Source organism: Jiangella aurantiaca, from assembly GCF_004349105.1.
Taxonomy (GTDB): Bacteria; Actinomycetota; Actinomycetes; order Jiangellales; family Jiangellaceae; genus Jiangella; species Jiangella aurantiaca.
The window spans coordinates 16631-28615 of record NZ_SMLB01000045.1 but is presented as its reverse complement, the minus strand read 5'-3'; the positions used below and the strand labels follow the sequence as shown (position 1 = coordinate 28615).

Genomic DNA, 11985 nt, shown 5'->3' with positions numbered 1-11985 from the left:
CCGTCAGCGGTGGCGCACGAGCGCCAGGATGCCGCGCGCACCGTAGGACCGCCGGGCGGCGACTCGCAGCGTCGCCGCCGGATCCCCGGCCAGCCGCTCGGCGACCCGGTCCACCTGGCCTGCAGTGCCGAGCTGCACGACGGCGGACCCGCCGGGCAGCAGGTGCCCGGCGATGACGTCGAGGCACACCCACGCCACGGTCAGGCCGTCCGGCCCGCCGTCGATCGCCGTGACCGGATCCCGCGGGAACCGTCCGACCGCCGCCGTCGGCACCCACGGCGGGTCGGCGAGGATCACCGCGAACCGCTCCCCCGGCGCCAGCGCCGTCTCCAGCCGTGAGCGCCGGACGTCGACGACGCCCGCCGGCAGCTCCCGTGACGCGTTGACGCGCGCGAACGCGCAGGCGACGGCGTCCCGGTCGACGAGGACGAGGTCGCGGCGGGAACCTGCGAGCGCCAGCGCCAGCAGCCCGATGTGGCCGGCACCCGCGCAGAGCTCCAGCACAGGCCCCGGCGGCGCGTCGTGCAGCAGCTCGGCGGCCCACACCGACTGCGCGGTCGTCCAGGGGCGCGGCCGCAGCACTCGGTGGTCGTAGTCGATCCGCAGCCGGCCGAAAGCGGCGCTGCACCGTGAGAGTTCGGTGGTCACCCTCCCTGCTCTACCCAGGAACGCCGCACACATGTGCGGGTACGGTGTCCCGATGACGCTGCGTTCCGCACTGTGGTTCCCGCTGTTCGACGAGCTCGCCGATCCCGCCGTGGTGGTGCGGCTGGCCGCCGAGGCCGAGGAGGCCGGCTGGGACGGCCTGTTCGTCTGGGACCACGTGCGTTGGCGCGAGCCCGTGCGCGCGGCCGCCGACCCGTGGATCGTCCTGGCCGCGGCCGCGACGGTGACCGAGCGACTGGTCATCGGGCCGATGGTGACCCCGCTCGCCCGCCGCCGGCCGGTGAAGCTGGCCCGCGAGACCGCCACGCTCGACCGGCTGTCCGGCGGCCGGCTGGTTCTCGGCGCCGGGCTCGGCAGCGACCGGTTCGGCGAGGAGTTCAGCCGCACGGGTGAGGAGCTCGACGATCGCGTCCGCGCCGGCATGCTCGACGAGTCGCTGGCCGTCCTGCGTGCCGCGTGGACGGGCGAGACCGTCCACCACCGCGGCGAGCACTACGTCGTCGACGGGATCAGCTTCCTGCCGACGCCGGCGCGGCCCGGCGGCGTCCCGGTGTGGATCGCGGGCTACCCCGGCAAGGTCGCTCCGATGCGCCGGGCCGCCCGGCACGACGGGTTCTTCCCGGTGAACCTCGAGCACCCGGACCAGCTCGCGGAGGCGGCCGACGCCGTGCGGCAGCTGCGCGCCGAGGCCGGTGCGACCGGGCTGTACGACCTCGTGGTCAGCCTCGTTCCGGGCACCGACACGGCGCCCTGGGCAGCGGCCGGCGCGACCTGGTGGCTCACCGACTTCGAGCCGCACCCCCTCACCGTCGAGGCCGTCCGCGGCGTGCTCCGCGACGGCCCCGGCGCGGTGACGTAGGACGGGCACCCGGCGGCTCATCGACGCGACTCTCGCGTAGTCCGCCCCGCGGTGGTATTTTGCCGTCGTGGCGCCGTCCTGCGCCCAACCCTCGGTTCCGGTGCTCACGCCATCGGCGGTAGCGGGGGCAAAGGGGGCTCGAGCCCTCGGGATGCCGGTTCGGTGTGTCCTTTCCGGCGGACGTCGCGAGCGTGAGTCGCGTCGCGCCGCCGACGAGAGGAACACCAGGTGACCAGGCAACGATCGTTCAAGCAGCTCGTCCGCACCCGCATGGCCAAGACCGGCGAGAGCTACACCGCCGCCCGGGCCGTGCTGCTCGCCGCGCAGGACGCCCCCGGCGCCGCGCAGCCCGTCCTCGCGACGTCCGACGAGACCATCCGCGAGCGCACCGGCCGCGGCTGGGAGGAGTGGTTCGACCTCCTCGACGAGTGGGGCGCCGCGGAGAAGTCGCACCGCGAGACCGCCCGTTGGGTCGCCGACCAGCTCGGCGTCGTGCCGTTGGCGTGGAACGCGCAGGCGGTCGTCGGCAGCTACGAGCGGGCCCGGCTCGGCCGCGCCATCGGCCAGCACGAGGACGGTTTCACCGTCGGCGTCTCGCGCACGGTCGCGGTGAGCGTCGAGCGCCTCTACGAAGCCGTCGTCGACGAGTCCCGGCGAGCCGGCTGGCTGCCGGAGGACCGGCTGCTCCAGCGGACGGCGACGCGGCCGAGGAGCGCGCGGTTCGACTGGGACCGCAGCGCCACCCGCGTGCACGTGGCGTTCGACGCGAAGGGCCCGGACAAGAGCACCATCGCCCTCTCGCACGTCCGGCTGACCGACGCCGACGCCGCGGCGGCGATGAAGGCGTTCTGGCAGGAGCGCCTCGACGGCCTCAAGGCGCGGCTGGAGGGCGGCGGCTCCGATGCCTGACGTGTCGCCGCTCGCCGTCGCCGGCGGGACCGTCGCGGCGTTCGTCCACGGCGGCGACTGGCTGCTGAAGCCGCTTGCGATCGGGCTGGTCGCATGGCTGCTGGGATAGTGCCGGGTTCGTGCCCCGGCCCGGCTCATGGGCCGGGGCGACCCGGGTACAGGCCGAGCGTCCGACCGAGGAGGAACCATGAACCGTTGCGACGTCTGCGGCAACGAGTACCAGGACGCCTTCACCCTGCGCACGGCCAGCGGTGACGAGTACGTCTTCGACAGCTTCGAGTGCGCGATCCATCGCGTCGCGCCGTCGTGCGCCCACTGCGGCTGCAAAGTGATCGGCCACGGCGTCCAGGCCGGCGACCAGGTCTTCTGCTGCGCCCACTGCGCACACGAGTCCGGCGTCGGAGCCGTCAGCGACAACGCCGAGCACCCCGTCCTGGCCTGAGCCGTCCGCCGGCCTGCTGGGCGGCGGCAAGCGCTGACACCCAAGCGCTGACACCGGCGTAACCGCGACGTCATCGGACCGGCCGAGGATGGTCGGGTGAGTGGAGTACGCCGGCACATCGCCCTCGTGGCGCATGACAACAAGAAGGTAGAACTGCTGAGCTGGGCCGCGTTCAACCGCGACACGCTGGCCCGGCATCAGCTGTACGCCACCGGTACCACCGGCACCATGCTCGAGTACGAGCTGGGCCTGCCGGTGACGCGGTTCCTGTCCGGCCCGGTCGGCGGCGACCAGCAGATCGGCGCGAAGATCGCCGAGGGCGTCATCGACCTTCTGATCTTCCTCTGGGACCCGCTCGAGGCGCAACCGCACGACCCGGACGTCCGGGCGCTGCTGCGGCTGGCCGCGGTGTGGAACATCGGGGTGGCCTGCAACGTCACCAGCGCCGATCTGATGATCTCCTCACCGCTGCTGTCCGGGTTCTACCAGCGGATCCGGCCCGACTTCGGCGACCGCGACTGGCAACGCGCGAAGGCCGGCTGACGAGCGTCGGCCGGCCTTCGCCCCTGACCGTCCCCGGTCGGTCAGGTGTTGGGCGGCGCCGCGCTGATGTCGGCCAGCGCCGACCGCGAGTCCTCGACGATCGCGAGGTCGCCGATCGAGACCATCCCGACCGGGCGCTGCTGGTCGTCGATCACCGGGACGCGGCGCACGGCCGCCTGCCGGAGCATCTGGACGACGTCGTCGACGGACGTGTCCGGGCGGGCGGTGACGAGGTCGCCGCTGCTGCACACGTCGCCGACGGGACCGTCGAGGTCGCCGTTCTCCGCGAGGACGCGTACGACGAGGTCGCGGTCGGTGACCACGCCGCGCAGCGTGTCACCGTCGACGACCATCACGTCGCCGATGTCGTGGTCGCGCATCTCGGCCGCCGCCTGGCGTACGGACGCGTCGGTCGGCAGGGTCACCACTTCGGTCGTCATGACGTCGCCGACGGTTCGTGCACTGGCCATGGGTTCCTCCTCCTGACGGTCGCTACCTTCGACCGGTACCCACGGGCGACGGACGCACAACCCGATCAGCCGCACGAGCCGCGTGCCGACGACGTGACGACCAGCCGGCCGGTGGCGGTCAGTCCGGTGCCGCGCCGGGGACGACGCTGTCGCCGTTGATCTTGGAGCAATGCCGGCATCACGGTCCGAAATGTCCGATAGATGGCCGCCTTACTCCAAGATCAACTTGGATGAGCGGGCCGCCGCGGTCAGCCGAGGCGGGCCACCTGGTCGCCGGTGACCTCGTGTCGCAGCGGCTCGCCGGTCAGGCGCCTCCGGCGTGCAGAGCCGGTCGCCGTCGTCGTCGGCAGGGTCCGGCAGCCGGAGCTCACCGAGGCCGGCGAGCGCCGTCCGCACCCCCTCGGGGAAGAACAGCGCCCGGAGCCCCGCCGGCACCGCCGCCGCGACGACCGGGCTCACCCCTTCACCCCGGTCATCGTCACGCCCTCGGTGAAGTACCGCTGCCCGACCAGGTAGGCCATGAAGATCGGCACGAACGCCACCACCGACCCGGCCAGCACGACGTTGAGCGGCGCGTTCTCGGCGTTCAACGACGCCAGGCCGGTCGTCAGCGTGCGCATGTCGGTGCTCTGCCCGACGATGAGCGGCCAGAGGAAGTCGTTCCAGTGCCACAGGAACACGAACACGCCCAGCGTCGCCAGGATCGGCTTGATCAGCGGCAGCACCATGGACACGTACATGCGCCACTCCGAGCAGCCGTCCAGCATGGCCGCCTCGAACAGCTCGTCCGGCAGCGACTTGATGAACTGCCGCATGAGGAAGACGGCCTGGGCGTTGGCCAGTGTCGGCAGAATGAGGCCCCAGTACGTGTTCACGCCGCCGGCCTCGGAGATGACGATGAAGCTCGGGATCAGCGTGACGTGGTACGGGACCATGATCATCGCGATGAACGACCAGAACATCACCTCCTTGCCGGGGAACCGCTTGCGGGCGAACGCGTACCCGGCCAGCGAGGCGAGGAACAGCACCGCGACCACCGACACGACCGAGTAGACGACGGTGTTGAGCGTCCAGCGCAGCACCGACTCCGCGCTCAGTACCCGCTCGTAGGCCTCCGTCGACAGCGGCCATGGCAGCAGGCTGTCCGGCATGACGATCGCGCCGGCCGGCTTCAGCGACAGCACGACCATCGCGTAGAACGGGAACAGCGTCACGACGGCGGCGAGGAACAGCAGCACCGCGCGCACCGCCGCGCCGGCGCGGCCGGGCTGCAGCGCACGGTACGGCGTCCGCCGCTGCGGCGGCACGGCGCCGGCGTCCGCGTCCAGCGCGGCCGGAGTCGTCAGCGCGGTCATCGGTCCCTCCCCAGGGTCAGCCGCTGGATCAGCGCGACCACCAGCGTCATCACGAACAGCGCCAGGCCGATCGCGCTGGCGTACCCGAAGTCGAAGTACCGGAACGCCTGGTCGTAGAGCTGGAAGACGAGCATGTAGCTGGACTGCGCCGGCCCGCCGCCGGTCATCACGTAGACCGTGTCGAAGACCTGGAACGACACCGTCGTCTCGATGACCGCGAGGAAGTACAGCGCGGGCGTCAGCTCCGGCAGCACGATGTACCGGAACCGGTGCCAGGCGCCGGCGCCGTCGGTGAGCGCCGCCTCCTCCAGCTCGCGCGGGATGTCCTGCAGCCGCGCCAGCAGGATCAGCATGCCGAACCCGAACCGCGTCCACACCGCGACGATCACCAGCGCCGGGACCACCAGCGCCGTGTCGGACAGCCACGACCCGTCCGGCAGCCCGACGGCGCCCAGCAGCGACGACCACGGCCCGCCCTCGGAGAAGATCCAGGTGAAGACGATGCCGGCCAGCACCAGGCTGGTCACGACCGGCAGGAAGAAGATCGACCGGAACAGCCGGACGCCGCGGAACGACCGCCGCACCAGCAGCGCCATGCCCAGCGAGGCCAGGATCGACAGCGGCACCGCGAGCAGCGAGTAGATCAGCGTCGTGCGCAGCGCCCGCCAGAACAGCGGGTCGTCGATCATGCGCCGCAGGTTGTCCAGGCCGGTCCAGCTGGTCTCCGCGCCGATCGTGTAGTCGGTGAACGCGAGTACGCCGCCCGCGATGGCCGGGCCGAACCGGAACGCGAGGAACAGCAGCAGGACCGGCAGGACGAACAGCAACCCGACGCGGGCCTCCCGCCGGCGCAGTGACCGGCGGGAGGCGACCGCGATGCCGCTCACCGTCATCCGAGGAGCGCGTTCGCGGCTTCGGCGGCGTCGTCGAGCGCCTGCTGCGGCTCCTTGTCGCCGACGAGGACCGCCTGGATCTCCGGGGCCAGGACGCCCATGACCTCGCGTGCGTGCGCGTTGAGCGGGCCGACGGTGGTGAGGCCGGCGTACTGCTCCAGCTCGCCCAGGATCGGGTCGCCCTCGTAGAGCGAGCCGACGGACTCCTTGGTGGAGAAGAACCGGCCGGCGGTGTCGTACTCGGCGGCCCGCTCGGCGGACGTGACGAAGTCGATCCAGGCGCCAGCGGCCTCCTTGTCCTCGGCGCTGCGCAGCATGGACAGCGAGCCGACGGTGCCGTACTGGATCTGCTCGGCGTCCTTCAACGGCGGCCGGACCACGACGTTCTCCGCGCCCCAGAAGTCGACCAGGTACTGCGGCTCCATGTGCCAGACGCAGGCGACCTTGTTCTGCGCGATGCGGGTCTGCTCCAGCGGCGGCTCCGTGGTGAGCTGGGCGGAGTCGACGTAGCCGTTCTCGACCAGCTGCTGGACGAACTCCAGCGCCCGGACGCCCGCGTCGCTGTCGAAGGCGACCTCGGTGCCGTCCTCATTGAAGACGTCGCCGCCGGCCTGCCAGAGCAGCGGGTAGAAGGACAGGTTGAGCGAGTTGGCGACGTCGCCGCCGTACGCGGTCATGTCGAAGCCCGCCGCCTGGAACGTCGGCGCCAACTCCAGCAGGTCGTCCCAGGTCTCCGGATACTCCGTCTGGCCGACGGCGTCGAAGACCTGCTTGTTGCAGACCAGCGCGAGGACGCTCTGCAGGATCGGCGCGCCCATCATCTGGCCGTCGATGGTGACGGAGTCGACGACGTTCTGCCGGTAGTCGGCCTTCTCGTCCTCGCTGAGGTAGTCGTCGATCGGCTCGATGTTGCGCGCGTACGCCGGCAGCTGGTCCGGGATCAGGTAGACGACGTCCGGGGCGCTGTTGCCGGCGATGGCGGTGGTCAGGGCCTGGTCGCGGTCGGCCCACGGGAAGATCTCGACCGTCACCTCGACGTCCGGGTACTCCGCGTTGAACGCCGCGACGGTGTCGTTCCAGAACGCGCGGTGGGTGGGCTCGTCGGCGATGGCCGGGTAGGTCCACATCGTGACCTCGCCCGAGACCCCGCCGCTGTCGCCCTCGCCGCCGGTCGTGTCCGTGTCGTCGTCGCCACCGCAGGCGGTCGCGAGCAGTCCGATGCTCAGGGCCAGCACCGCTGCGGTCGGAGCGTTGCGGGTTCGCATCTCTCCGGTCTCCTTCTCTGTCGCTGTCTTCGTGGGTGTTCAGAGCACGGCCGCATCGGCGGCCAGCCGGTCGCGCAGGACCGTCGGGTCCAGTTCGCCGACGGCGCCGTCCGGAGCCAGCGCCGCCGCGGTGCCCGCGGCCTGTCCGAGCGCCATGCACTGGGCCATCGAGCGCACCGAGGCGTGCGCGTCGTGCGTGGCGGACAGGCAGCGGCCGGCGACGGCCAGGTTGTCGAGCTCGACGGGGAGCAGGCAGCGGTACGGGACGCCGTACGTGCGCCCGGACCGGTGGCCGCCGACGTACTCCCAGATGGTCGACTCGCCGCCGTCGTGGTCCTCGACCGGTGCGCCGCAGCGCGCGACGGCGTCCGGGAACTCGCGCGCGTCGAGGACGTCGTCGCGGGTGAGCACGTACCGCCCGATCAGCCGGCGGGTCTCGCGCACGCCGATCCGCACCGAGGTGGACAGCAGGTAGGCGTCCTCGTACCCGGGCACCTCCTCGGTCAGGAAGCGGACGTACTCGGCCACCTGAGCCCGTCCCTCGGCCTCCGCCGCCGAGAGCTGCCACGGGTCGGTCGGGTCCAGCCCGCCGACCCGGGTCAGGTTCGTGTGCACGACGCCGGGCAGCACCGTCCGGTGCACCGAGCCCTCGCGCCGCGGCAGCCGGTACCGGCCGGACTCAGCCGCCTTGGCCAGCCGCTCGTGCAGGTCCTTCGTGCTGATGACGTCGGTGTTCACGCCGCCCAGGCGGAACGTCGCGGTGAGCGGCTGGCGCTTCTGGTCGTGCGTGGGCCGCTCGAGCGCGGCGCCGGCCCGCCAGGCGACGTCGGCGTCGCCACTGGCGTCGACGACGGCGTTCGCGGTGACGGTGTGCGTGCCGGCCTTGGTGGCGACGGTGAGCCCGGTGACCCGCCCGTGCTCCGCCGTGACGCCGACGAGCGTCGTGTGCAGCAGGGTGGCGACGCCGGCCGCGTCGGTCCGCACGTCCCAGGTGCGTTTGAGCGCCTCGGGCTCGTAGGTGACGCCGGTGCCGGCGCCGTAACTGTTCGGCCGCTCGAACGCCTGGCCGTCGTCGAGCAGCGACGCCGCGACCTCCCAGCCGATACCGCCGACGACGCGCTCGCCGTCGCCGCCGGGCGCGTAGAAGCCGTAGAACGTGTCGAGGACCGCCGCGCCCGTGCCGCCGAGGAAGCCGGCCGACTCGATCAGCAGCGTCCGGGCGCCTGTCCGGGCCGCCGCGACGGCCGCGGCGCAGCCGGCCGACCCGCCGCCCACCACCACGACGTCGCCGTCCCACAACCGCGGCGGCCTGCTCATCGCAGGCTCCAGCCGCCGTCGGCGGGCAGCACCGCGCCGGTGACCTGGCCGGCGGCGGGCGAGAGCAGCCATGCGACGGCCGCCGCGACCGTGTCCGGCGCACTCGCGTGCCCGCCGCCGAGCGGCATCAGCTCCGGCAGCCGCGCGGCGATCGCCGGGTCGGTCAGGGCTCGGGCCGCCATCGGGGTGTCGACGAGTCCGGGCGCCACGACGTTGACGCGGACGCCGTCGGGCGCGCCCTCGTAGGCGGCCGCCCGGACCAATGTCTCGACCGCGCTCTTGCTGGTGAGGTAGGCGGTGGTGAGGAAGTCGCGGTCCAGCGTGCGGGCCAGCGCCGAGCCGACCACGACGATCGACCCGCCGCCGTCCTTGCCGCGCAGCACCGGCAGCACCGCACGCAGCAGCCAGAACACGGAGTCGAGGTTGACCCGCTGCACCTCGCGCCACGCCTCGTCGGTGCAGGCGCTGACCGGCCCGTCGCCGAGGCGGCGGCCGGATCGTCCGACCGCGTGCACGACGCCGTCCAGGCCCCGGAGCGCGTCGACGGCCTGGGCGACGGCCTTCTCGGCGCCACCCGGCGCGGTGATGTCGATGCCGTCACGGTCGACGGCGTGCACCTGGTGCCCGGCGGCGGTCAGGGCGGCGACGCACGCCGACCCGATGCCGCCGGACGCGCCGCACACCAGGACCCTCATGGCGTGCCCCGCAGCACCTCGGCGGCGCGGCGCCCGTGGTCGAGGTAGGCCGCCTCGAACCGGGCCGCGGACTCCTCCGGGCCGACCAGCGCCTTGCTCGTCAGCACCGGCGGCATGGTGCCGGCGGCGGTGAGCAGCTCCGCGACCCGCACCTTGATCTCGTTGACGATCGCGACCGCGGCCAGCGTGCTGCCGGGTCCGACCGGCACGTCGAGCCCGTCGACGCCGCACAGGGCGTCGCCGGGCGGCGTACACAGGTCGATCACGACGTCGGCGTGGTCGGCCAGCCGGGTTCCGGAGCTGTGCCGGGCCGGCGCCGAGCGGGACTCCGCGAGCGCCGTCACCGCGATCACCCGGAGGCCGGCCTTCCGCGCCTGCTGGGCGACCTCGATCGGAACGGCGTTGAGGCCGCTGGCGCTGAAGACGATCAGCGCGTCGGTCTCGCGCAGCGTGAAGTTCGCCAGGATCTGCTCGGCCAGCCCCTCGATTCGCTCGATGAACATCGCCTGCCGCTGCCCGTTCGCGCCCACCACCTGGGTGTGGAACGTCATCGACAGCTCGACGATCGGGTGGAAGCCGGGATACGAGCCATAACGCGGGAAGAGCTCCTCGACTGGGATCCGCGAGTGGCCGGTGCCGAACGTGTGCACCACCCCGCCGCCCCCGATCGCGTCCGCGCAGAACCGGCTGGCCGTCTCGATGGCCTCTCCCTGCGTCCGCGCGATGGTGTCGAGCACCTCATGCGCTCGCTCGATCCAGCTCACGTCCACCTCCGTCCGTTGTCGTCCATGGCGTGGCGGCCAGGGCGGCGCCGACGGCTCCTGCGTCGGGTCCGAGCCGGGCCGCGACGACGTCGACCATGCCGATGAAGTCACGTCGTTCGGCGAGTGCGGCCTCGATGTACGGGCGCAGCCGCGGCAGCCCGGCCGCGACCCCGCCGCCGATGACCAGCAGGTCCGCGGGCAGGACGGCGCACAGGCTGGCGACGGTCTCGCCGATCGCCCGGCCGGCGGCCGCGACGGCCGCCGCGGCGTCCATGTCGCGCGGGGCCAGGAAGACGTCCTCGGCGGTGGCCCGGCCGGCGGCGCGGGCGATCGCCGTCGCGCTGGCATAGGTCTCGAGGCAGCCGCGGTGGCCACAGCCGCACGGCGGTCCGCCGCGGTCGTAGACCAGGTGGCCGATCTCGCCGAGCCGGTCGTCCGGGCCGGTCAGCAGCGTGCCGCCGCTGACGACACCGCCGCCGACGCCCGTCCCGAGGGTCAGGAACAGCACGTCACCGTGGCCGCGCGCCGCGCCCAGCCGCCACTCAGCGAGGCAGAAGGCCCGCGCGTCGTTGAGGACGGAGACCGGTCGCCCGGTCGACGCGCGCAACGTCGCGGCCAGCGGGAAGCCGGACCAGGCGCCGGGCACGTTCGGCAGGAACCGGACGACGCCGGATCGCCGGTCCACGTGTCCCGGGACACCGACGCCGATCGCCGTGATCCGCCCGTCGCTCGCGCCGTCTGCACTGCTCGCGCCGTCGGCGCGGATCGCGTCGTCGGCCTCGGCCACCAGGGCGGCGAGGTCGGCGGCGACGGTGTGCGGGTCGCGCGCCGTCGGGATGGTGCCGCGGAGGAGCGGCCGGGCGGTCCGGGAGTCGAGGACGGCCCACTTGACGGTGCTACCGCCGACGTCGATGCCCAGGAGCCGCTCGTCCATGTCGTCCCTCTCCCAGACCCGACTAGCTGTCTAGATAGCCAGAGTATCTATACTGCTAGGGAGTTCGTCAACCACTGGAGCGACGGGGATCGGATGAAGACGACCACACCGCCCGCATACGTGATCATCGAGACTGAGCTGCGCAAGATGATCGCGAAGGCGCAGCCAGGCGATCCACTGCCGTCCGACGCCGAGTTGTGCCGGCGCTTCGGCGTCAGCCGCATGACCGCCCGCCAGGCGGTCCAGCGGCTGGCCGCCGACGGCCTGCTCTACCGGGTGTCCGGGCGCGGCACGTTCGTCGCGCAGACGCCTGTGCACCGGCGCATCAACACGCTCCTGTCGTTCACCGAGGAGATGCGCCGCCGCGGGTTGAAGGCCGGGTCGCGGATGCTGCAGTCCGGAGTCCGGGCCGGCACCGACCAGGAGGTCGTCGCGCTGCAGCTGCCGGTCGGCGGGCTGGTGGTCGCGATCCAGCGGCTGCGCCTGGCCGACGGCGTCCCGATGGCAGTCGAGAACGTCCGGCTGCCGGCCGTCTGCGCCGGGGTGCTGGAGGCGAACCTGGAGGAGACGTCGCTGTTCGTGGCGCTGGAGGCGATCGGCCGGACGCCGACCCGCGCGTACGGGACGCTCACTGCGGCGGCGGCGGACGTGCAGGAGGCGCAGTGGCTCAACGTGCCGACCGGCGCGCCGCTGCTGATCGAGCAGCGCACCATCCACGACCAGGCCGACGCGCCGGTCGAGTTCACCGAGTCCCGCTACGTCGGCGGCCGCTACCTGTTCGACATCGAGCTCCTGCGTCAGCCCGGCTGACCACCTGGAAATGAGCTTCTTCTGCTGCTTCCGTGGGCGCGTTGCCCGGCGAGGAGTCGGTGT

The 11985-nt window shown here is 72.8% G+C and carries 15 protein-coding genes; 5 read left to right on the top strand and 10 right to left on the bottom strand.

Features of this window, described 5'->3' with window-relative positions; all coding sequences use genetic code 11:
* Positions 1-3: 3 nt before the first annotated feature.
* Positions 4-648: a methyltransferase gene (locus E1262_RS23665; RefSeq protein ID WP_203454282.1), complete on the bottom strand. Its 645-nt coding sequence runs from the start codon at positions 646-648 to the stop codon at positions 4-6.
* Between the two features lie 52 nt (positions 649-700).
* Here E1262_RS23665 and E1262_RS23660 point away from each other — a divergent pair, with 52 nt between their 5' ends.
* The 4 genes from E1262_RS23660 to E1262_RS23645 all read left to right on the top strand — a co-directional run bounded on the left by E1262_RS23660 (position 701) and on the right by E1262_RS23645 (position 3419).
* Positions 701-1525, top strand: a complete 825-nt coding sequence (locus E1262_RS23660) for an LLM class flavin-dependent oxidoreductase (RefSeq protein WP_132106253.1) — start codon at positions 701-703, stop codon at positions 1523-1525.
* Positions 1526-1753: 228 nt separating this feature from the next.
* Complete coding sequence (locus E1262_RS23655) at positions 1754-2434, top strand: hypothetical protein (protein ID WP_132106251.1); 681 nt, start codon at positions 1754-1756, stop codon at positions 2432-2434.
* A 187-nt stretch (positions 2435-2621) separates the two neighbouring features.
* Positions 2622-2876 (top strand): hypothetical protein, encoded by a 255-nt coding sequence (locus E1262_RS23650; protein ID WP_132106249.1) that lies wholly within the window; start codon positions 2622-2624, stop codon positions 2874-2876.
* A gap of 96 nt (positions 2877-2972) precedes the next feature.
* Positions 2973-3419, top strand: a complete 447-nt coding sequence (locus tag E1262_RS23645) for a methylglyoxal synthase (RefSeq protein ID WP_132106247.1) — start codon at positions 2973-2975, stop codon at positions 3417-3419.
* Positions 3420-3460: 41 nt separating this feature from the next.
* Here E1262_RS23645 and E1262_RS23640 read toward each other — a convergent pair whose 3' ends face one another.
* From E1262_RS23640 to E1262_RS23600, 9 genes are all read right to left on the bottom strand, one after another.
* The gene (locus E1262_RS23640) at positions 3461-3889 is read right to left on the bottom strand and encodes a CBS domain-containing protein (RefSeq protein WP_203454281.1); all 429 of its coding nucleotides are present in this window, start codon (positions 3887-3889) and stop codon (positions 3461-3463) included.
* 210 nt (positions 3890-4099) lie between these two features.
* Positions 4100-4348, bottom strand: coding sequence for a hypothetical protein (locus tag E1262_RS23635; protein WP_132106245.1), 249 nt, complete (start codon positions 4346-4348; stop codon positions 4100-4102).
* Entirely contained in the window at positions 4345-5244 is a 900-nt protein-coding gene (locus E1262_RS23630) for a carbohydrate ABC transporter permease (protein WP_132106243.1), read from the bottom strand. The genes E1262_RS23635 and E1262_RS23630 overlap by 4 nt, the downstream gene beginning before the upstream one ends.
* Entirely contained in the window at positions 5241-6137 is an 897-nt protein-coding gene (locus tag E1262_RS23625) for a carbohydrate ABC transporter permease (RefSeq protein ID WP_132106237.1), read from the bottom strand. Before E1262_RS23625 ends, E1262_RS23630 begins: the two co-directional genes overlap by 4 nt.
* Positions 6134-7402 (bottom strand): ABC transporter substrate-binding protein, encoded by a 1269-nt coding sequence (locus tag E1262_RS23620; protein WP_132106235.1) that lies wholly within the window; start codon positions 7400-7402, stop codon positions 6134-6136. Before E1262_RS23620 ends, E1262_RS23625 begins: the two co-directional genes overlap by 4 nt.
* Positions 7403-7441: 39 nt before the next feature.
* Complete coding sequence (locus E1262_RS23615) at positions 7442-8719, bottom strand: FAD-dependent oxidoreductase (protein ID WP_132106233.1); 1278 nt, start codon at positions 8717-8719, stop codon at positions 7442-7444.
* Complete coding sequence (locus tag E1262_RS23610) at positions 8716-9414, bottom strand: SDR family NAD(P)-dependent oxidoreductase (RefSeq protein WP_132106231.1); 699 nt, start codon at positions 9412-9414, stop codon at positions 8716-8718. Before E1262_RS23610 ends, E1262_RS23615 begins: the two co-directional genes overlap by 4 nt.
* Complete coding sequence (locus tag E1262_RS23605; RefSeq protein ID WP_203454279.1) at positions 9411-10178, bottom strand: sugar isomerase domain-containing protein; 768 nt, start codon at positions 10176-10178, stop codon at positions 9411-9413. Before E1262_RS23605 ends, E1262_RS23610 begins: the two co-directional genes overlap by 4 nt.
* Positions 10153-11112, bottom strand: coding sequence for an ROK family protein (locus E1262_RS23600; protein ID WP_132106227.1), 960 nt, complete (start codon positions 11110-11112; stop codon positions 10153-10155). Before E1262_RS23600 ends, E1262_RS23605 begins: the two co-directional genes overlap by 26 nt.
* Positions 11113-11205: 93 nt before the next feature.
* Between E1262_RS23600 and E1262_RS23595 the strand changes: the two genes are divergently transcribed.
* A complete protein-coding gene (locus E1262_RS23595; RefSeq protein ID WP_132106225.1) occupies positions 11206-11922 on the top strand; it encodes a GntR family transcriptional regulator in 717 nt (238 codons plus the stop codon).
* Positions 11923-11985: the final 63 nt, after the last annotated feature.